Source organism: Pedobacter sp. (assembly GCF_031119335.1).
GTDB lineage: Bacteria > Bacteroidota > Bacteroidia > Sphingobacteriales > Sphingobacteriaceae > Pedobacter.
In genome coordinates, this window is record NZ_JAVHXT010000005.1 from 250,433 (window position 1) to 272,641 (window position 22,209).

Genomic DNA, 22,209 nt, shown 5'->3' on the forward strand with positions numbered 1-22,209 from the left:
TAAACAGTTAACCACAACATGGCCATTACCGAAGCAGATGTACTTTACGAAGATAACCACCTCATTGCCATCAACAAACGAGCTGGCGATGTAGTACAAGTTGACGAAACCGGAGACCAGCCATTAGATGACATGGTGAGGAATTTTCTGGCAGCTAAGTATAACAAGCCCGGCACTGCTTTTTTAGGGGTAGCACATCGGTTAGACAGACCTGTAAGTGGTTTAATTCTCTTCGCCAAAACCAGCAAGGCTTTAGATAGAATGAATGCCATCTTCAAAAACCGCGAAATCAAGAAAACTTACTTTGCTGTAGTACGAAAAAAACCAGCAAAGCCGCAGGGAAAACTCATTAACTGGCTTATTAAAGATCCGAAAAAGAATGTTGTAAAATCTTACGACTACGAAGCCAAAGGCAGTCAATATTGTGAGCTAGACTATCAAGTTTTAACAGAATTAGACGGCTACTATTTGTTAAGAGTAAATCCATTAACTGGCCGTTCGCACCAAATTAGGGTGCAGCTTTCTACCATGGGCTGCCCAATAGTTGGCGATAATAAATACGGTTATCCTCGTGGCAGCAAAAAAGGAAGTATTTGTTTACACGCCCGTCAATTAGAGTTCGTACATCCTGTAAAGAAAGAACCGATTAAAATTTTCGCCAAGCTTCCCAAAGATGGCTTTTGGGAAAGGTTTGAAAAGTTTTAAGATTTTTCTTATATTAAGAATCTCTCGAAACAAATATTTAGTATATGAGAAGAAAATCAATTTTAATATTATTCTTATCAATAGTAGGAACTTACAGTATTTATGCTCAGGATACTATTAAAGTTAATTTATATAAAACGACAGATGATTATATTATCAAAAAGTATACAGACACTGGAATTAGCTTAATTGTTAAAGAAATAGGAGAAAATCATATACAGATTAAGAAGTTTATAGATATTCATACGGGAAAAACCTTAAATAATAAAAATACCTCTTGGGCAATAGTGTATAAAGGAAATACCTATTTAAACCTTGGATATACAAATGACCTAAATAATTGGAAAATTTTTCTAAGATTTAATTTAGAAGGTAATAATTTCTGTGCAAGTTTCATTGATGAAGAAACTCCCAATTCAATTAAAAACTCTGGTGCTTATTATGGAGGTGGACTAACTGGAGTTTTAATAAAAGAATCAACAAAATGGGGCAAAAATTGGATTAAAGAAAATGGCTCCAAGGTTAAAATTCTTTTCACCAATTTAAACAAACAAAACCAGCCCTTCGGGAATAGAAATAAAAGCTCACTTGGTTATTTTATCACAAGAAAAGAGCTAAAAGAGAAACTTCAATTAGAAGAAAAAGATGAGAAAATAGAAAGTATGAGTTTCGAAGAAGCTATCTCAGCAATCAATCAGAAAAACCAATAAACTATCCCGGGCAAGCCCAATGTCATTAAGTTAAGCGTTGGCGAGGACGCCAACACTTGATTTTTGCGAACGTTGGCGTCCCCGCCAACGGGTTATACTTTCTTAACTTAATGACATTGGAGGCAAGCCCCGAGGTATTCCCGGAATAAGTATTATAAACAACCTATTTACAAGCTACTCTTTCAAAAACTATAGGATTGCTAAAGTCAACCCTCTTCAAATCTTTGAACTGCGTTTTACCGTCCTTTTCTTCCACTTCGCCAAAACCCTCTAAAAACTGATCTCCCTTCTTAAGAAATACTACCTGCCGAACAGACTTCTTACCCTCAGAATTAAAAGTGTAGTTAGCTACCAAGGTATCACCACGCATTTCGCCCTCAATACTCCCCATGTTTCTATCTTTTTCAAACCACTTGTAATTAAGCTCGCCGGTAGAAACAACACCAGTAGTAATTAAGGTTAATTGGGCTGTGTCTCTTCCTTTAATGTAAGTATAGCAGGTTTGCTCTTCTATAGGAATATTACCAGCTGTTGTATCTCTTTTATCTTTCTCGCCAGTAATTTTAGTTCTTTGCTGACAGGCAAAAAAGCAAACCGACAGCAACAATAAATAAATGAATTTCATGTTCTCTACCACTTATAGTTTTGAATAACAGAACATCAAAACTTAAAAAATGTTTCAACCACAGACTTAATCACCTTCAACCCGTAAGATTGCGCCGTTTTCCAGGCTATAGTCATGATCCATTTCGAATATTTTACGTCCTACAGTCAGTACATTATTTAGTGCCCCATCAGCTTTTAATTCCACAAACCTGTCGATATCCTTAAAATCTTCCTTACTGCTTTTGCGAATTTCGGTTTGCATATCGGTATCTACTACACCTGGGGCAATAGCCAATACTTTTACACCATTTTTAACATCAGCCTGCTCTACTGCAATGGTTTGGGTAAGCATATTTATTGCCGATTTGCTAGCACAATACACCGACCAACCAAAATAAGGCTTTAATGCCGCACCAGAGGTGATGTTAATGATAGACTTTTTAGCTTCCCAAGCTCGAAAATATTTGATGAACAATGAACTTAGAATAAAAGGCACAGTTGTATTTAAACGGATGGTTTTATCTATCGTTTCAGCATCTAATTTCTCCAGCGGCCCAATTTTACCCAATGTGCCAGCATTGTTGATCAATGTAATTTTCGACAAACTTTCTTTATCCAACAAACTGAAAATTTTAAGAAATTCCGCTTCCAACTTATCCGTATGGGTTAAATCTAGCTCAATTTGAGTTATTCCGTTTTTACTTAATTCTGCGTTAACAGATCTAGATACAGAAAATATCTGTACACCGTTAGCTAAATACGCATCAATAATTCCTTTTCCAATGCCCTTACTCCCGCCTGTAATAATTAAAACTTTTTCCATTAATGTGGTAATTTCTCTCTTATTAGACCATAAAACCAAGTACCGGCTATGGCACTTAATAAAGTAACAACAATTACCGTAGCTCCGTTTCCAATTTGTGCAAATAACGGCCCTGGGCATGCCCCTGTTAAAGCCCAACCAAAACCGAATAGTACACCGCCATAAATTTGTCCTTTGTTAAACTGTTTAGGCTGTATAAATATAGGTTCGCCGCTAAGTGTTTTTACCTTAAACTTTTTGATTAGCCAAACTGAAACCATGCCTATCAAAACTGCACTTCCTATAACCCCGTACATGTGGAAAGATTGCAATCTGAACATTTCTTGGATACGGAACCAACTTATAATTTCGGCTTTTACAAACACAATCCCGAACAATGTGCCAACCAGTAAATATTTCATGTTAGCAAAACTAAAACTTCTCTGCACCATCACTAAAAAGATAAAATAAGCGGTAACAATAGATTAGCGGCAAAAAATCCACCAACCATAAAACAAATCGTGGCAACTAAAGACGGCCATTGTAAGTTAGACAATCCCATAATAGCATGTCCACTAGTACAACCGCCTGCATAACGCGTACCGAAGCCCACTAAAAAACCTCCTATTACCATGAGCAGAAAACCTTTCAGTGTTAAGAGCGAAGACCAGTTCATAATTTCTGTTGGCACAAGGTTATCATAATTGCTTATTCCATAACCAGCAAGCTCAGCAACCAATTTTTCATTTACCTGTACAGGTTGAGAATTTGCCAGAAAATTTGAGGCCAACAGACCACCAAAGAAAATACCTAAAACAAAAAACAAGTTCCAGGCCTCCTTTTTCCAGTCGTACTTAAAAAAAGAAACATTAGCTGGAATACAAGCAGCACAAATGTGCCTCAACGAAGAACTTATTCCGAAAGACTTATTGCCCAAGAGCAAAAGAGCGGGCACAGTAAGGCCAATCAATGGTCCGGCAATGTACCAAGGCCAAGGCTGTTTAATAAAATCTAGCATACATGATGATATTTCTATCAAAGTTAGAAAATCACCGGCTAACCTTTACTCTCTTTTTAATAATAAAACTTCGTCATTTTCGGCTAAAGTATAGCCAAATTCGTAACAAAAGACATACACACTCCCTGTTGGAGCGAGATAATAATGTGTATGATAATCAAAATCGAAACCTTTTTTAGCAAGACTTTCTTTCTTGATTCTGGAATTTCCACTATCCGTTTCTTCTCTTAAGAATTTTCTGTTCTTGTTTAAAATTTGGTTAATCTTTCTAACAGATTCACCATCTTCACTTTTACGTTTATTATTGTAGTTGTTTCTACATTGATCATCACAAAACTTCTTATCTGCACGTCCTTTTATCTGTGTGTGGCAGTCTAAGCAAAATCGATTCATAGGCTTTTATCGGTTTACACTAAATAAAACTACAAATAAATTTACTATCAAATAGGAGATTAAACCGCTTTATCCGATAATAAACGTTTATAAATGGTTATTATCCGACTATGTTTTTTTTATCCACGAATTTTGTCGGAGATAGTACCTAAACTATCACTAAAAGGATTTAGATTAAGAAGGGCAATCGCATAAAAGCTAAAATTTTAGTAATTAACATTTTAAATCCCCCTAAAAAAAATTTCATTCACCTATGAATAGGCAGTTTACTAAGTTTAGTAGCTGCCTTTTTTCTTTCCATTTAGCTAACAAAAATTTTCCGATTGATTCCGTAAGTTTAAAAAATATTATAACTTTGAAAAACCCGCGACTAATTGTATTTTTTACACTAAGGGTATTTTTAATCAAAACAAATATAAAATGAGTTTAATATTCGATGTCCACGCAAGACAAATCCTCGATTCTAGAGGCAATCCTACTATTGAAGTAGAAGTAATGACAGAAAATGGTTTTATGGGCCGTGCGGCTGTTCCATCTGGAGCAAGTACTGGTCAGTACGAAGCTGTTGAACTACGCGATGGAGATAAAAAGACCTATTTGGGTAAAGGCGTTTTAAAAGCAGTAGAAAACGTAAACACCAAAATTGCGCAAGCCTTGCAAGGTGTTGATGTTTTTAACCAAAAATTGATCGATAAATTAATGATAGACCTAGATGGAACCGAAAACAAAGGTAGTTTAGGTGCTAACGCTATACTAGGAGTTTCTTTAGCTGTTGCAAAAGCTGCTGCACAAGAAAGCCGCCAGCCACTATATCGCTATGTAGGAGGTGTTAATGCAAACACACTGCCAATTCCGATGATGAATATCATCAATGGTGGTTCGCACTCGGATGCCCCTATCGCATTCCAAGAGTTTATGATTATGCCAGTTGGCGCACCCTCTTTCTCTGAAGCTTTACGTTGGGGAACTGAAGTTTTCCATAGCTTAAAATCTATTTTACACGACAGAGGTTTATCTACTGCGGTAGGTGACGAGGGTGGTTTTGCTCCAACTTTTGATGGTACTGAAGATGCAATTGAAACTGTATTGAAGGCTATCGAAAAGGCTGGCTACAAGCCAGGTTCGGAAATTTGCTTAGCATTAGACTGTGCTTCTTCTGAATTTTACAAAGACGGAAAATACGACTACACTAAATTTGAAGGTGCTACAGGCGTAATTCGTTCTAGCGAAGAGCAAGCACAGTACTTAGCAGATTTAACTGTTAAATATCCTATCATTTCTATTGAAGATGGTATGGATGAAAATGACTGGGATGGTTGGAAAAGCCTAACTGATAAAGTGGGCGCAACTGTACAACTTGTTGGTGATGATTTATTTGTAACTAACGTAAAACGTTTACAACAAGGTATTGACACCAATACTGCAAACTCAATCTTAGTAAAGGTAAACCAAATTGGTTCTTTAACTGAAACTATTGATGCGGTAAGCTTAGCACAAACAAATGGATATACTTCGGTTATGAGCCACCGTTCTGGCGAAACTGAAGATGTAACTATCGCTGATTTAGCTGTAGCATTAAACTGCGGCCAAATCAAAACTGGCTCAGCATCTCGCTCAGACAGGATTGCAAAATACAATCAATTATTACGTATTGAAGAAGAATTAGGTGAAGCTGCAAAGTTCATCGGTAAAAACTTCAAGTTTGCGAAAAAGTAACCCCTTGCTTCTTACACGTCATATCGAAGGAGGAATGACTGAGATATCTGTTACAGATTTCTCGACTACGTTATACTTCGCTCGAAATGACGAGAATAATGAAGTGTTAACAAGTTAATAAATACATTTGTAGAACATCCGAAGATTTAAAAACTTCGGATGTTTTTTATATTTACACGTCATTGCGAGGCACGACGAATTTCCTAAATCATGAAGCGATTAATAGATCTTTTCCGCAATAAATATTTCCTAGCTATAGCTGCATTTGGCGTATGGATGCTTTTTTTTGATAAAAACGACATCATTGCGCAATATGAATACAGCGTACAAGTAAAAAAGCTTCAACAAGAAAAGGATTTTTACACAAAGGAAATTGCTTTGGTAAAGAAAGACCTTAAAGAATTAGACAGCAACTTAAATAGTGCTGAAAAGTTTGCCCGTGAAAAATATTTCATGAAAAAAGCAAACGAAGATGTTTTTGTTATTGTAAGGGAAGAAGAAAAAAAATAGTTTCTTTTCACTATTTTCGGTGTAATAAAACTTGTTCCATGAGGAAAATTATTTTCGCTTTTCTCTTACTTCTTTCCTTTAATGTAAGTGGGCAAGAACTACCTAATCTCAAAAACATTAAGCTAAACAAAAAAGCTAGCTATAAACATGCTGAACCAACTGTTTTAAAAGTAGTTGATTATCTTTTTCACACACCTATAGAAAGAAAAAATAGATCTAGAAGTAATGCCGGCCAGTTTTTGGTAGATTGGATGAATGGCACATCCGACCATGTTTTTTATCTGGAAGAAAAAGAAACCAGTTTTTTCAATACCGACTCTGATTTACTATTGATGTACATGGCTGCATTGACGAAATATTCTTTAGATCAGCCTACAGATAAAGAAAAGCGTACCCAAGCATTAGGCGCTATGAATTTAGTACTGCCTTATTTGTATCAGCAAAGCGATAAAAAAATCTGGACAAAAGAGCTTTGGCAACTTTATGATGCTTCAAAGAATGGAAAGCTAAAAGAGTTTCTTTATCCTTAATATGTAAGCATTTCTCTTCACATATTTGCAATTACGTTTAGATCAACAGATTTTAACTCCGTTGATTTTTTGTAAAAGAGATTAAATAACGTGAATTTTGGGTATTAACCGTCATTGCGAGGCACGAAGCAATCCTACAACTATGGCTGAGCAACAAAACTTTCATAGTGCGTCATTGCAAAGCACGAAGCAATCTTACAACAATCAATATATTATAAACTACCGCTTTAAGATTGCTTTGTCGTTCCTCCTCGCAATGACGATGAGAAAAAGAAAAGCCCAGATTGAAAATTCAATCTGGGCTTCCTATATCGGCATTTCGTACTTTTGCCTTTTAACTTTCTACTTATCAACCTCAGTTCGATTATTATTTGACTGATTTACAGCTTTATATTGTATGTCTATTCTAGCTGACCCTGAAATAAATTTGCTTCGCGGCTATTGCATGGTCAGGGTGACGGCATATTGGCACTCCGTCTCCCGAAATTAAATCGGGACTAGTTTTAACGGCTGGTTTTGACATATTTAGTAATCGAACTCAAGTTGTTAGTAAGTTGCAGCTAATTTCAAAGCGTTGTAAGCATTAACCACACCGCCAGTAACTGAGATATCCTTCAAAGCATCTGCTTTTTCTACAGACTTCATGATAATTTCTTTTACTTGAACAGCTTTCAACTTAGGATAGTAGGAACGGATCAAAGCAGCCAAACCAGCAACAACCGGAGAAGCCATACTTGTACCGTTGTTGTCTTGATATTTTTGATCTGGGTAAGTTGAATAGATCGCAAAACCTGGTGCAAATACATCAACAGTAGTTTTTCCGTAGTTAGAGAAACCAGCTTTTAGTCTGTTATCATTGTATGGCGTAGAAGCCCCAACAGTTAACCAAGCATCAGCCAAAGTACCATCTTCATATTTGTTTGTAGGGAAGTTAGTTTCTTTGTCTAGATCTTTATTGTCGTTACCTGCTGCGTGCACCAACAAAACATCTTTGCTTATTGCATATTTCACAGCATCGTCTACTACTTTTTTATCCCATGAGTAAGCTTTACCAAAGCTCATGTTTAAAACCTTAGCACCGTTATCTACCGCATAGCGGATACCATTTGCTACGTCTTTATCACGCTCATCGCCATTTGGCACATTACGTACAGCCATTAATAAAACGTTGTCGGCCACACCTTGAATACCTAAGTCATTTTTACGATCAGCACCAACAATACCTGCTACGTGTGTACCGTGTGAAGGATCTGGACCTTTAGAATCTGCACTACCATAGATACGCTCGTTACTATCATTTTCATTATCACCAACGATATTACGTGGATTGAAAGTTAAGTTGTAATTATAGTTAACTTGATCATAGAAATGGTCGTAACCACCTTTTATCCTTGCATCATAGTATGATTTGAAATCGCTGTTCTTCAAAGCAGCCATCAATCTGTTCTTCACACTACTTTCTGTTTGGCCCTCTGGTGTAAAGTTCTTTACATCTTCCAATGTTGGATTTTCCTTACCAATTTTTTTAACTACAGCATCAATGTTGTTTTTAAGGTTGGTATAACCATCTAAGTTAGCTTTAGCACCCTCTAATCCTTTATCAAATTCCTTTTTCATTGCTAAGTAAGCTTCAAAAGCAGGTCTATCTTTGGCAGAAACATTTTCTTCTGTAGTGTTAGCAAAACGAGCTGCATCTCTACGAATTAAACGAGTTAGCTCCAAAGTTTCTTGGTTGATGTTTCCACCTTTACCACCTAAAAAGCTCCAACCATTTACATCGTCTATGTAGCCATTTTTGTCATCATCTTTGCCGTTACCTGCTTTTTCCTTTTTGTTCACCCACATTACCGACTTCAAATCTTCGTGAACACCATCAACACCACTATCTAAAATACCAACAATTACAGTAGTAGATTTTTTTCCTTTTAATAGTTCATTGTATGCTTTTTCTGTACTGATACCAAAAACGCTATCGGTTTTTAGATCTAAATTGTACCAATTTTTCTTTTGCGATTGGGCAGACGCGAACAAAGGACCTGTTGCTAATAATGCTAGCGCAACTAGTCTTTTAATCTGATTTTTATTCATTTGTATAATTATAATTAAGTTGTTAATAAACGGCAAGTTACTTCCTTTTATTATGAATTACAATTTACGTAACAAGCTTATCATACTTATAAGTAAACTTGACAGCTTGAAGATAAAAAAGGTGATTTTCGCATATTTTTTAATATATAGAAAATTAGTTTAACTCGAAAATATACCAGGATAGATTGCTTCGTCGTTCCTTCTCGCAATGACGAACATGGGAGCGTCATTGCGAACTGAAGCGTATGTGAAAAGCGAGGGAGTGAAGCAATCTATCCTGTCTTTAATCTTCGAAACTTGTAGCAGCAACAATAAGTTCAAGCACTAAAAATATCGTTGGCGAGGACACCAACGATTGAAGAAACATTATCTTAATTCCACCCGCCACCCAAAGCTCGGTACAATTCTACACTTGCATTCAATTGTGCAGTTTTTAAGCTAGCCAAATCTAATTCGCCCTGCAAAAGATTAGATTGTGCTGTAATTACCTCTAAGTAATTTGCCATTCCACTTTTGAATAACAAATCTGCATTTTTTACCGCCGACTTTAACGTTTTCACCCTGTTCTCAGCAATTCCGAATTCTTTTTTTAAGTTCTCTAATTTTGATTGCTCGTTAGCAACTTCTACCACCGCTTGTATTACCGATTGCCTGAATGACAACACCGATTTTTCTCGTTCTACTTTAGCCAATTCGAATTGAGTTTTAAGTTCCTTGCGATTAAAAATAGGCTGCACAAATCCGGCACCAACTATCCCAAATAACGATGCAGGAATGTTAAACCAATTGCTGGCTTTAAAGGAATTTAATCCACCACTGGCAGTAATAACTAACGACGGATACATGCTTGCATTAGCAACGCCAACTTTAGCATCCGCTATGCGCAGACCCAACTCTACGCTTTTAACATCAGGCCGTATGGCTAACATGGTGGCAGGAACTCCAACCACCAATTGCGTGGGAATTTCTAATTGTGCTAATGTGGCTTTGCGTTCAATTGCTGTTGGAAATTTGCCCGTTAGTTCGCTCAGCGCATTTTCTTGGATGCTGATAGCCTGCGTAATTTGCGGAATTAGCTGGCTTGCCCTCAACAATTGTGCTTCTGTTTGTTGTACTGCCAAAGAAGTTACTTGCCCGGCATCAAACTGCTTGCTCACCATTTTCAAGGTGCTGTCAGTCAGTTTCAGGTTCTTATTAGCGATATCCAATTGTGCATCTAACAGCAACAACTGATAAAAACCACTGGCAACCATAGCTACTACACGAGTTTGCACCGCTTTTTTGGCTTCGTCAGTTTGTAAGTAAGTAGCATATGCCGCTTCCTTTTGCCTGCTAATTTTGCCCCAAATATCAGCCTCCCAACTTAAAGCTAAGTTTGCGTTGAAATCTTCGATGTGAGTAGTCTTCAAAAACTGTGATGCGCTAATGCCATTTAAACTATTTTCTGACGGTCGATTAGAGTTAGCTGTAACCTGTAAATTTAACTGCGGCAGGTTTCCCATCCTCGCTCTTTTCAATAACAAATTTGCTGCATCGATATTTTTCACTGCAATTTGTAAATCGATATTTTTTTCAATAGCACTATCTATTAATTGTTGGATAGATTGATTGGCGAAGAACTCTTTGATTGGAAGCTTCCCGATGCTCGAAGTGTCTGCATTGGCCAGTCCTCTGTATTGCGACGGCGTGTCCCTTATTGGGTTAATGACACTTTTAGGGATGCTACAACCGTAGCTCCCCAAAAGTAAAATGATAAAAAAACTATATATATAAGATTTCATTTTAATATGCTTAATGGTTTTCTTGATGTTCGTGAGCAGCCTTCGCATTAGCTACCGCCAACGGTACACCTGTTACTTTTTCTTGTAAATATTGGAAGATGATGAAGAGCACTGGAATAATAAACAAGCCCAGAATTACACCAGAAACCATCCCTCCAGCTGCACCAATACTGATACTGTGGTTACCTTGTGCCGATGGACCTGAAGCAAACATCATTGGAACCAACCCTACCACAAAGGCTAGCGAAGTCATGATAATTGGACGCAACCTCAGTTTTGCGGCTTCCAACGCGGCGGCTACCAATGGTTTGCCTGCTCTTCTGCGCTGCACAGCAAACTCAATAATTAAGATGGCATTTTTGGCGAGCAAACCAATCAACATTACCAGTGCTACCTGTACATAAATGTTGTTCGCTATTCCGGCAAAGCCGATGGCTACAAACACCCCAAATACACCTACTGGAATGGAAAAAATTACACCCAATGGCAACAAGTAACTCTCATATTGTGCTGCTAACAAGAAGTAGATGAACACCAAACACAACATAAAAATCACAGCCGATTGTCCGCCAGAAGAAATTTCTTCCCTTGTTTGGCCAGAGAATTCATAACTATAGCCTGCTGGCAATTGCTTAGCCGCTACTTCCTCAATCGCCTTAATGGCATCTCCAGAGCTAAAGCCTGGTTTTGGTATTGCATTTACAGAAATAGAGTTAAATAAATTGTATCTCGATGCCGTTTCGGAACCATAAATGCGACGCAGATTTACCAAAGTATTAATCGGTACCATTTCGCCAGTTTTGTTTTTCACAAACACTCGGTCAATAGATGCTGGGTCTGCTCTATCGGCAATATCAGCTTGTACAATTACCCTGTAGTACTTACCAAATCTGTTAAAATCTGATGCCTGCGCACTACCGAAATAAGCCTGCATGGTCTGTAAAATATCTTTCACATTTACACCTAACTGGTCAGCTTTTTCTTGGTTGATGTCTAGCTCTAATTGAGGATAATCGGCCTTGAAACTCGTAAAAGCTACCGCAATTGCAGGTTGTTTCATCAGTTCGCCAATAAAATTCTGCGAAATACCACTGAACTTATCCAACTTACCGCCAGTTTTGTCTTGCAGCACCAAATCTAAAGCTTCCACATTACTAAAACCTGGAACTGTTGGAAAACTGAACACGAAGAAACTTCCGCCAGAAATTGCACCTAAAGCACCTCTCACTTGGTTCATAATTTCATCGATGTTCTTCACCTTGCCACGTTCTTCGGTAGGTTTAAGCAGCACGAAAACTACGGCTGCCGAAGGACTGGTTGAGTTGGTTAAAAGATTGAAACCAGAAATAGCCGTTACAAACCTCGATGCATCTAACTTGCTCAGTGTATTTTCAGCCTCGGTCATTACTTTTTGCGTTACATCTAATGAAGTACCCGATGGCGTTGAAACTGAAATAGCTATGAAACCCTGGTCTTCCGTTGGTATAAATCCAGTTGGGGTTGTTCTAACCATCCAAACGGTAACCAACGTAATTAGTGCTAAGCCACCCAAACTTAACCACCTATTTTTGACCAAGAATTTCAAGCTATTTACGTATCGATTAGTTAAAGCATTGAAACTGCTATTGAAACCACTAAAGAACTTTTCCTTAAATCCTTTTTTAACTGGTAATTCATCGTGAGTAGCAGCAGCCGAATGGTTGTCTTTCAAAAACAATGCTGCCAAAGCCGGACTTAAAGTCAATGCATTTACCGCAGAAATTACAATCGCGATAGCCAATGTAAAAGCGAACTGACGATAGAATAAACCGGTAGAGCCTTCCATGAAACCAACCGGCAAGAATACCGCAGCCATTACCAAAGTGATGGAAATAATAGCCCCTGTAATTTCACTCATCGCTTCGTGTGTAGCCACTTTGGGAGACAGATGTTTATGCTCCATTTTCGCATGCACCGCCTCCACTACTACAATGGCATCATCTACCACAATACCAATGGCTAAAATTAAAGCGAATAGGGTTAACAGGTTAATAGAGAAGCCAAACAACTGCATAAAGAAGAACGTACCCAAAATAGCTACTGGCACCGCAATAGCAGGAATAAGCGTAGACCTAAAATCTTGCAAGAAGATAAACACCACAATAAATACCAAGATAAATGCCTCAATTAAGGTGTGGATTACTTGGTCTATAGATTGGTCTAGCGCAACTTTAGTACTGTAAAAAATATTGTGTTTAATGCCTTTTGGAAAGTCTTTCGAAGCTTTTTCCATCAACTTGTTAATGGCAATCTGTATATCGTTAGAGTTTGACCCAGCCAACTGAATTACACCAATTACAATTCCTTTTTTCCCATTTAAACGAGTTAAACTGTTGTATGAGTAAGCACCAAGTTCTATCCTAGCAACATCTTTTAAACGAAGTATAGAACCATCTGCATTTGTTCTGATAGCAATATTTTCATATTCTTCTGGCTTAGTCAGTTTGCCTTTGTATTTAATTACGTACTCGAAAACTTCTTTACTACGTTCGCCAAATTTACCTGGCGCTGCTTCCAAACTTTTATCTTGGATAGCACCCATTACCTCATTTGGGGTAACTTTATAAGTAGCCATTTGTGTCGGGTTTAACCAAACACGCATCGAGTAATCTTTTACGCCACCAAAAATGCTTGCTGCACCAACTCCAGGTATCCTTTTAATTTCTGGAACAATGTTGATTTGCGCATAATTGGCTACAAAGGTTTGGTCATATTTCGCTTCATCTTCCGTAAACATACCAATAGCCATGATAAAACTATTTTGTTGCTTTGCAGTGGTAATACCTTGCTGTACCACTTCTGCTGGCAACTGACTAGTAGCCTGAGCCACCCGATTTTGTACGTTTACCGCCGCCTGATCTGCATTGGTTCCTAGTTTGAAAAATACCGTAATAGCTAAAGTACCATCGTTACTTGCGGTAGAGCTCATGTAGGTCATGTTCTCCACCCCATTAATCGACTCCTCAATCGATGGTGCTACCGAACGCAGCACAGTTTCCGCATTAGCACCAGGATATACGGCAGTCACCAAAACCGATGGTGGCGCAATATCTGGGAACTGTTGGAGCGGCAATTTAGTTAAGCCAAGTATCCCAAGTATCACCAATAAAATAGAGATAACTGTGGCGAGTACTGGCCGTTGTATAAATATTTTAAACATTATTTTATTGTTATTTTTTAGAAATTAATTGAGCTACTTTTTCAACTTTCTTTTCTGGTTGAATTAACTGCCCGTCTTGTAGTTTATCCAAACCGCTTAAAACGATTTGGTCTCCCGATTTTAAGCCGTCTTTAATTAAGTAGTCAGTTCCATTTTTACCATCAATTGTAATAGCAACCTTACTTACTTTGTTGTCTTTTCCTACGGAGAATACAAAAATCTTATCCTGCATTTCTACCGTAGCAGATTGAGGAACCAATATGGTGTTATCGTGAGAAAGACCTAATCTAATTTTGCCTGTATTGCCCGATCTCAGCACACCTTTTGAATTGGCAAAAACCGCTCTCAACGTAATAGCACCAGTGGTTTTATCAAACTGTCCATTAATCATGTCTATTTTTCCCTTAACAGGATATAAACTTTGATCCGCCAGTACTAACGAAACAGCTGGCAAGTGACTAATTCTATCTGCCACAGAATTACCTTCGTATTTAGCATTGAAATTGATAAAATCATTCTCTGACAGTGAGAAATAGGCGTAAACCTGATTAACATCCGAAAGTTGGGTGAGCGCCTCTGGATCTGAAGGAGAAACTAAACTCCCTTGCTTTTTGGGCAAACGTCCGATGTAGCCACTGCTTGGAGCCTTAATTTGCGTGTAACCCAAATTGATTTGGGCACTATTTACATTCGCTTTAGCTTGCTCAACATTTGCTAAGGCAATCTGATAAGTAGTCTTAGCTGTCTTCAACTGAAAATCTGAAACTACTTTGCTTTGCACTAAAGGAGTTAATTTATCTACTTCCAATTGGGCATTTAAAACCGCTGCTTGTGCAGCTTGAAGTGCAGCTTTTGAATTGTTTAACTGGGCTTTGAAAGGAAGTTCTGAAATTTGTATCAGCAACTGACCTTTACTTACCATCTGTCCTTCGTTTACATAGATTTTCTCAATAGCTCCAGCAATCTGCGGTCTTATTTCGACGTCCGTTGTTCCTTGTATTGCTGCCGGATAATCTACAAAAGTTTGCTGCTCACCCGTAGCAAGTGTGGCAACGGGCAACATAGGTGCAGGTGCCAAAGCCATTTGCTTAGGCTCTGTTGAGCAGCTAGATAGAAATAATACTATAGCAACAACTAACAGAATAATCCATTCATTAAATAATTTAACACTGTTAAATTTAGGTGTGGGTTCGTATATATAATTCATATGATTGGGGTTTTTAATATTTTACTTTACGTTAATAATTAATTTAACACCGTTAAATTAGAGGGCAAAAAAAATGTTTAGTCGTTTATGGTTTTAATAATTGCCTTAATAGCGCTTCTCAAAATCTCTTGATTGATCTGGTCATTAGCACCCTTTTGAACTAAATTCAGGGAAATCAAACCGTGAATAAGTGACCAAAATGTATAATATTTCAAACAAGAAGTGTCCTCAGATACTGGCTGTTTAACTAACAATATTTCAATTGCATCATAAAACAAATCGGTGGTATACTCTGCTTCTGGCATTTTCTTGTAGAGTTCGCAACAGTTTACCTGCACGCCATACATTAATTGGTAAAACTCACTTTCTTCAAAAGCGAAATCCCAATAGGCCAACCACATTGCTTCTAGTCGCTCTTCATTATCTGTTTTACTATCTCTAGCTGCTTTAACTTTTAAGCCTAAATTAATGTAGCCTTGTCTAGTTAGCTCTAAAAGAATGCCTTCTTTGTTTGGGAAATATTCATAGATGATTGGCGCTGTATATTCAATTACATCCGCAATTTTGCGCATACTTAAAGCTGCCCAGCCTTCCTGTTTAACAATCTGTAAAGCAGCGGCCAAAATACCTTTACGAGTATCTTCTTTTTGTCGCTGAATTCTTTCTTTACTTCCCATTGTTGACGTGCTATAAATAATCTAACACTGTTAAGCAAAAGTATAAACTGTTTTAATTTTACCTATCATTTATTTGTCAGAAATTTTTAAATATTCATTAACACCACAGAAATCCAACAAAAAATCCCATCCTAAATTGATAGAATGGGATTTATACTGGTTTGATTAAAGCTATTTTAAGCTACAACTCTTTCTCCAATTAGCTTTTTTATTCTACTTTCGATGTAATCCAAGTCAAAAGGTTTACTAATGTAATCATCTGGACTAGATGCTGCACTTAATTTTTCATTGTTAACATTTGCAGACATCAAAATTACCGGAATATGTTTAGTGAAAGGATCGTCTTTCAAATCTCTACAGATTTCTAAACCATTACCGTCTGGTAACATTACGTCCAAAATGAATAAATCTGGAATAGAATCGGTTAGTTTTTCCTTTAATTCTTTAAAAGTTGAAGATACCTGAATTTCATAACCTTCGTCTTTTAATAAAAATTCAATAATAAATGCGATGTCTTTATCGTCTTCTAAAACGTGAATGCGCTTTTTCATTTACGGCCTAATTTAAATAGTTATACTTTGGTTCAACAAAATTTCACAGGTATACTATCACAAACACAAAAGATTGTAAAAGGTTTTAGAAAAATTATTTTTTTCAGGAAACGGATAAAACGCTAGGTGATAATAAAAAATATACCTAAAGCAAAATTTAAAAATTAAGGAATTAAGTTGATTTAAGAATTGAAAACAACTTAAATTTCTCTATTTCATAATGTATAACCCGTAGTGCATTATACTTTTTTTAATTTGAAAAACATAACATTCTTACCTATAAGTATTTAAACAATTTAACCACTTTTATTGAACACCCCGGTCTTCGACCACCCCTCTGAAAGAGGGGAATGGAAAACGAAATTCCCCTCCTTTGGAGGGGTGCCTAAAAGGCGGGGTGGTTATTTTGATGTTGATTTCATTTTATGATAATGCACTACGGGTTGTATATTAATCCTCAACAAGCTTTAACCTGCTGAAGAAATACGCACATAGTAATAGTAAAACCGTTACTCCAATCCACAAAGCATTATAACCAAACTTCTCAGCGATGTAAAAACCACTTGTTGGACCTATCACCTGCGCAACCGACCAGCTTAAGGTATAGCCTGCAGCATAAATTCCACGGTTATATTCATTACTACGTTTCACCACGAAAGTGTTAAAGAATGGCAGTGAGAACATCTCCCCAAAAGTAAAAAGCAAAATGCTAATTACTGCCAATACCACTGGCATAAACTTTGGCACCATTAATACGGCAAATGAAAAACAAACAATGATGACACCCATTACAATATAAAATATGGGTGATTTCTTATTCTCAATTTTACTAATCATTACCATTTCCATCAGTGCGATAACCACACCGTTTAACCCCAAGATGATACCAATAAGTGATTCATCCAAATGCCAAACCTCTTTGTAAAAGACAGGCACTACCCTAAACATCAAGAAGAAACACGTGGTAAACATGGCACATAAAAGCAGAAACTTGATATATGGCAAATCGTTCCAAGGCTTACGAACATTTAGTTGTTTTTGTTCAACTGCGGTTTTACGAACCAGCTTTTTTGCAGGCAATAACAAGAATATCACTACGGCAACCAAAATGCTTACACTTCCATCTACAATAAACAAAAGTTTGTAATTGTACGATGCAATGATCCCGCCCATACTGATACCAAAGGCCCAGCCAATGTTATTTGCCAATCGGTTTAGTGAATAAGATCTTGTTTCTGTTCCTTCGGTGGCGTAAGATGCAATAGCAGCATAATTTGCTGGTCTGAATGCTTCGGAGAAAAAACTGATGACCACCGCTAAAACACAAAGCCAAGTAAAATCTTCTACCATGGCAAAAAGCAAGAAAAACAGACCACCAATTAAAGATGCCAAGATTTGTACCGGTCTGTAGCCGAACATATCGGTAAACTTACCACCAGCAGCGGCACCGGCTATAGAACCTGCTCCAAATAGCGATATGATAATTCCCGCATCTGACTCTGGTCTATGCAAAGCCTGCGTAACATACAACCCCATAAATGGCACTGCCATAAAACCGCAACGGTTAATTAAAATTACTGTACTAAGTATCCACGTTTCTCTACTTAAACCAGAGAACGAAGTTTTATAGGCATTTAAAATACGGCTGAACATTTGCTTTGGTTGGTGTGCAAAATTACATATTCGGGCAATAAGTAGCCACAGATGCACAGATAAATAAAATCATAACCTATTAATTTAATAGCGTCGCATACATTATTCTAAAACATTAGCTGTGCATCTGTGGCTAACATTCCGTATTTTTGATACTCTTTTTTAAAATCAAGATTGTATGCCAACAGAAATCAAATGCCCAAGTTGTAACCATGCCTTTCCTATAGAAGAAGTGATGGCCGAAGAATATAAAAAGGAACTGCGTGAGCAGATGGCTTCATTTAAAAAGAAACAACAGGAAGAATTTGAAAAGAAAACCCAAACGCTAGAGCTTCAAAGAAAGCAACAGGAAGAAAACTTTGAAGCGCAAAAAAAGCAGCAAGAGTTGGCTTTTGAGCAGCGTTTAGCCAAAGAAAAAGAAGCTTTACAAGCATCGGTAAGCGAAAACCTACGTAAATCTATCAGCGCAGATTTTGAGAATAAGCTGAAGGTTTTAGACGATGCTAACAAAGAAAACGAAGAAAAACTGAAATCTGCCCGCCAAAAAGAATTGGAATACCTTCAACTAGCCAACGAAATGAAGCGCAAGGAAGAGGAGATGGAGCTGACCATACAAAAGAAAATGGCAGAAGAGCGTGAGAAAATGGCTGTCGATATTCGTGCCATAGAAAACCAGCGATTGCAAAATGCGGAACACGAATTTAAGTTGAAACTGGCGGAAAAAGAAAAGCAGCTCGAAGACCAAAAGAAACTGGCGGAAGAAATGAAACGCAAAGCCGAACAAGGATCGATGCAATTACAAGGTGAAATTCAAGAACTAGCACTGGAAGAATTGTTACGCAGCTCCTTCCCTTTCGATTTGGTACAAGAAGTTGGTAAAGGCGTTCGTGGTGCCGATTGTATCCAAACGGTTCGCAACAATTTTGGGCAAGAATGTGGGCATATTATTTACGAGAGTAAGCGTACTACTGCTTTTGCTAATGATTGGATTGAAAAACTAAAAACTGATATGCGTAGCCAGGGAGCTGAAATTGCGGTTTTAGTTACTCAAAACATGCCGAAAGACATGAGTTGCTTTGGCTTAAAAGATGGTATTTGGATATGCACTTTCAACGAGGTGCAGGCCTTAGCAGCCGTATTGCGTGATGGAATTTTACGTCTATTTAACGCAGCAAAATCTCAAGAAAACAAAGGTGATAAAATGCACATGCTCTACGATTACTTGACCAGTAATGAGTTTGCTGAACAATGGAAAGCTATAAGAGAAGGTTTTATGAGTATGAAATTATCTATACAACGCGAAAGAGATGCTATGGAAAAGATGTGGAAAGCGAGAGAAAAGCAATTAGACAAGGTCTTGTTGAATGCCGCCCACATTCGTGGTTCTATTGAAGGTATTTCTGGCAACGATAATATACAACTAAGTTTAACCGACGACGAGGATTTGTTTTTAGAGTAAACACTTGCAATTCCGATGAAGAATTAATCATACCTACTGTTACACCCACAAGCTAATTACGGCCTCGAATATTTCGGGGCTTTTTTATGGAAAAACATTTAATTCTTCATCAAATTATAGAGGTCAGGCACATTGTATGATCCAACATTAAACAAACATTTATAAATAAACACAGTTTTACTAAAAAAACATTAAACTTGAAACTATCATGGTTATCCAACCATACACTTGTCCCGATTTTACATCGGGAGTAAACAATGAATATAACCAGGATAGCTTCATTACCATTAAAAATCAAATTATATACAGAATGAAAAAGAATCTCAAACATTTAGCATGGGCTTTTTTAGCTCTACCTCTCGCCTATAGTTGTGGAGGAGGAAATAACTCATCTTCAAATGTAGATGACAAAGCAGCAGCTTTAGACACTGTTAAAAAATGCTACACATCAACTTTTGAAGGAGACAGCGCAACGCTAAACCTCAAAATTACCGATAGTACAAAAGTAGAAGGCGATTTATTAATTAACTATGCCGGCAAACCTCAAAACAAGGGTATTGTACGTGGCGAGTTTAAAGGCGATACGCTTTTTGTAGATTATACTTTTAAAATTGGCGATGGCACCAACGAGTTCTCTAATCCTTTGGCACTACTTAACCAAAATGGAAATCTTAAGATGGGTGTGGGAGTTATAGAAACAACACTTGGCAGATCCTATTTCGTAAAAGGCAAACCAATTAATTTTGAACGAGGCAAATTTGAGTTTGTTCCAACCGAGTGTAAATAAATTAGTAGCGGAATAATATTTGAAAACATCGATATAGCAATCTCAAATAACAAAAAAGAGCCCCGATATTCGGGGCTCTTCTCGTTTCATAAGTAAGAATTTTTATGTTTGACTAGTAAAGTGTAAACTCTACCCTTCTATTTTGTTGACGACCTTCTGCAGTTTTGTTAGTTGCAATTGGTTGGTCTGGACCATAACCTGTAGCTTCAATTCTAGAAGCGTTAGCACCTTGAGATACCAAGTAAGCTTTTACAGATTCTGCTCTTTCTTTAGATAAACGTAAGTTCAACTCTCTAGAACCAGTGATATCTGTATGACCAGCTAATTTTAAGCTAAAGTTTTTCTCTACCAATAGAGCAGCAACTCTGTTTAAAGTTTCGTAAGATTTAGAACGGATAGTCGCTTTACCTAAATCAAATTCTAAATTCGAAATCGCATCTCTAACTACTTTACGATCTGCCTCTGTAACAATTACCCTCTCTGTAACTTGCGGTGCAGGAACTTTTAACGGACAACCAGAACCATCTACCACTGTACCTTTAGGCGTATTAGGGCATTTGTCGAATTTATCAGCAACACCATCACCATCACTATCTACTAACATAGCTTCTACATCACTACGTAATTTAGCGTTTTCAGCTTTTTGCGCATCTAAATCAGATTTTAGCATATTAGCAGTGTTTTTAGCTGCTAAAGCCTCTTCGTAAGTTGCTGCAACAGGACTGTAGAAAGCTAATTGTTTTCCACTACCCAAAGCAAATTCTAAACCAGCGTAAGCATAGTTATATTTGTCATTACTGCTTCTGGCTGCAACACCATCAAACTCATCGCCATCAACAAAGTTAATTGTCCAGCCTAAATCGAAGTTAATACCTTCCGATAAACGGAATTTTGCGCCAACACCAACAGGAATAACAAGTTTGTTAGTTACATTTCCTTCAACACCAGTGCTAGCGCCTCTAGCTACCGTAGTTGTTTGATAGTTTACCAAACCACCACCAGCCAAAGCATAAAGCTGCGCATTGTTGTGCTGATTGAACATACTCCAGTTTACCAAGTTAGCTTGCGCACTTAAACTAGCCGAGTATCTTAAATCGGTTTCGTAAGATTCCATCGGGTTCATTGATGCGGGCATAGCTGTTCCATCGTTAAATGGTTCAGAGTTGTCGCCTTTAACCTTACCTCTAACTCCGTCTAAACGCAAAGCAAAACCAGGAGTAATTTGTTTTTTGATATAGAGACCATAGCCTAAGCTAGATTTCCAGTTTGAGAAGTCGTTTTGGCCACCAAGGGGCGAGACACCTGTTAAAGCACCTGCATTTACTCCGATAGACCAAGTTCTAAGAGATGGTTTTGTGCCAACGCTGCTAGCGCTCTCCTGAGCTTGAACGTTGCTGCCGATAATTAATCCAGTTAACGCAACCGGAAAAAATTTTAAGAAATTTAGTTTCATAATATTGACTTTATAAGCTTCTGTTATTTTGTTCTCAAATAGTCAATAGGTATACCAACGCCTGCTCATTCACATGCTAATAAAAAATATTTGACTGATAAACAAGCGCTTAAGGAATAGTTTACAATATATCAAAACAAAAAAAGTGTGTGCTATGCTATACACTTCGCATTAAAATGAAGTTATAAACGCACAAAAAGTATACTTTATTTTGTGGCATACTGTAATTTTTTCGAGAGGTCTTTAGAAAAACAACGGATGTATTTCATGGCAAATCACAGTCCCGCCTTTTGCTAAATCTTTTTGCGTTCTGTTGAGGTCTATTTGAATGCTTGCGGCTTTTGTTTTGACAATGCGCATCAAT

Annotated in this window: 20 protein-coding genes; 7 read left to right on the forward strand and 13 right to left on the reverse strand. The window is 37.5% G+C overall.

The annotated features are described in order from the left end of the window. Positions 1-18 precede the first annotated feature (18 nt). Positions 19-705 carry an RluA family pseudouridine synthase gene (locus REI64_RS08075; RefSeq protein WP_308849600.1) on the forward strand — a complete coding sequence of 229 codons (687 nt, stop codon included), beginning with the start codon at positions 19-21 and terminating at the stop codon, positions 703-705. Positions 706-749: 44 nt separating this feature from the next. Then, positions 750-1,415: a hypothetical protein gene (locus REI64_RS08080; protein WP_308849601.1), complete on the forward strand. Its 666-nt coding sequence runs from the start codon at positions 750-752 to the stop codon at positions 1,413-1,415. Between the two features lie 163 nt (positions 1,416-1,578). Here the strand turns inward: REI64_RS08080 and REI64_RS08085 are convergent, their stop codons facing one another. From REI64_RS08085 to REI64_RS08105, 5 genes are all read right to left on the reverse strand, one after another. Next, positions 1,579-2,040, reverse strand: a complete 462-nt coding sequence (locus tag REI64_RS08085) for a hypothetical protein (RefSeq protein ID WP_308849602.1) — start codon at positions 2,038-2,040, stop codon at positions 1,579-1,581. A 66-nt stretch (positions 2,041-2,106) separates the two neighbouring features. Continuing rightward, entirely contained in the window at positions 2,107-2,844 is a 738-nt protein-coding gene (locus REI64_RS08090) for an SDR family NAD(P)-dependent oxidoreductase (RefSeq protein ID WP_308849603.1), read from the reverse strand. Then, positions 2,844-3,275: a DUF6691 family protein gene (locus REI64_RS08095; protein WP_308849604.1), complete on the reverse strand. Its 432-nt coding sequence runs from the start codon at positions 3,273-3,275 to the stop codon at positions 2,844-2,846. The genes REI64_RS08090 and REI64_RS08095 overlap by 1 nt, the downstream gene beginning before the upstream one ends. 2 nt (positions 3,276-3,277) lie before the next feature. Next, the gene (locus REI64_RS08100) at positions 3,278-3,841 is read right to left on the reverse strand and encodes a YeeE/YedE thiosulfate transporter family protein (protein WP_308849605.1); all 564 of its coding nucleotides are present in this window, start codon (positions 3,839-3,841) and stop codon (positions 3,278-3,280) included. A gap of 45 nt (positions 3,842-3,886) precedes the next feature. Continuing rightward, positions 3,887-4,234, reverse strand: coding sequence for a hypothetical protein (locus REI64_RS08105; RefSeq protein ID WP_308849606.1), 348 nt, complete (start codon positions 4,232-4,234; stop codon positions 3,887-3,889). Between the two features lie 420 nt (positions 4,235-4,654). Here REI64_RS08105 and eno point away from each other — a divergent pair, with 420 nt between their 5' ends. The 3 genes from eno to REI64_RS08120 all read left to right on the forward strand — a co-directional run bounded on the left by eno (position 4,655) and on the right by REI64_RS08120 (position 6,990). Beyond that, entirely contained in the window at positions 4,655-5,950 is a 1,296-nt protein-coding gene (gene eno / locus REI64_RS08110) for a phosphopyruvate hydratase (protein ID WP_308849607.1), read from the forward strand. Positions 5,951-6,160: 210 nt separating this feature from the next. After that, entirely contained in the window at positions 6,161-6,460 is a 300-nt protein-coding gene (locus REI64_RS08115) for a septum formation initiator family protein (protein WP_308849608.1), read from the forward strand. Positions 6,461-6,498: 38 nt separating this feature from the next. Further along, on the forward strand, positions 6,499-6,990 hold the full coding sequence (locus REI64_RS08120; RefSeq protein WP_308849609.1) for a hypothetical protein: 492 nt from the start codon (positions 6,499-6,501) through the stop codon (positions 6,988-6,990). 546 nt (positions 6,991-7,536) lie between these two features. Here the strand turns inward: REI64_RS08120 and REI64_RS08125 are convergent. The 7 genes from REI64_RS08125 to REI64_RS08155 form a co-directional block, all read right to left on the reverse strand. Then, complete coding sequence (locus REI64_RS08125; protein WP_308849610.1) at positions 7,537-9,078, reverse strand: S8 family peptidase; 1,542 nt, start codon at positions 9,076-9,078, stop codon at positions 7,537-7,539. 371 nt (positions 9,079-9,449) lie between these two features. Further along, positions 9,450-10,859 (reverse strand): efflux transporter outer membrane subunit, encoded by a 1,410-nt coding sequence (locus REI64_RS08130; protein WP_308849611.1) that lies wholly within the window; start codon positions 10,857-10,859, stop codon positions 9,450-9,452. Between the two features lie 10 nt (positions 10,860-10,869). After that, positions 10,870-14,058: an efflux RND transporter permease subunit gene (locus REI64_RS08135; RefSeq protein WP_308849612.1), complete on the reverse strand. Its 3,189-nt coding sequence runs from the start codon at positions 14,056-14,058 to the stop codon at positions 10,870-10,872. Positions 14,059-14,068: 10 nt separating this feature from the next. Beyond that, the gene (locus REI64_RS08140; RefSeq protein WP_308849613.1) at positions 14,069-15,265 is read right to left on the reverse strand and encodes an efflux RND transporter periplasmic adaptor subunit; all 1,197 of its coding nucleotides are present in this window, start codon (positions 15,263-15,265) and stop codon (positions 14,069-14,071) included. Positions 15,266-15,342: 77 nt separating this feature from the next. After that, positions 15,343-15,942 (reverse strand): TetR/AcrR family transcriptional regulator, encoded by a 600-nt coding sequence (locus tag REI64_RS08145; protein ID WP_308849614.1) that lies wholly within the window; start codon positions 15,940-15,942, stop codon positions 15,343-15,345. A gap of 176 nt (positions 15,943-16,118) precedes the next feature. After that, on the reverse strand, positions 16,119-16,493 hold the full coding sequence (locus REI64_RS08150; protein ID WP_308849615.1) for a response regulator: 375 nt from the start codon (positions 16,491-16,493) through the stop codon (positions 16,119-16,121). A 450-nt stretch (positions 16,494-16,943) separates the two neighbouring features. Further along, complete coding sequence (locus REI64_RS08155) at positions 16,944-18,146, reverse strand: MFS transporter (protein ID WP_308849616.1); 1,203 nt, start codon at positions 18,144-18,146, stop codon at positions 16,944-16,946. Positions 18,147-18,324: 178 nt separating this feature from the next. Between REI64_RS08155 and REI64_RS08160 the strand changes: the two genes are divergently transcribed. Then, positions 18,325-19,605: a DUF2130 domain-containing protein gene (locus tag REI64_RS08160; RefSeq protein WP_308849617.1), complete on the forward strand. Its 1,281-nt coding sequence runs from the start codon at positions 18,325-18,327 to the stop codon at positions 19,603-19,605. Positions 19,606-19,915: 310 nt separating this feature from the next. Continuing rightward, positions 19,916-20,392 carry a hypothetical protein gene (locus REI64_RS08165; protein WP_308849618.1) on the forward strand — a complete coding sequence of 159 codons (477 nt, stop codon included), beginning with the start codon at positions 19,916-19,918 and terminating at the stop codon, positions 20,390-20,392. 112 nt (positions 20,393-20,504) lie between these two features. Here the strand turns inward: REI64_RS08165 and REI64_RS08170 are convergent, their stop codons facing one another. Next, positions 20,505-21,845: an OmpA family protein gene (locus REI64_RS08170; RefSeq protein WP_308849619.1), complete on the reverse strand. Its 1,341-nt coding sequence runs from the start codon at positions 21,843-21,845 to the stop codon at positions 20,505-20,507. Positions 21,846-22,209 lie beyond the last annotated feature (364 nt).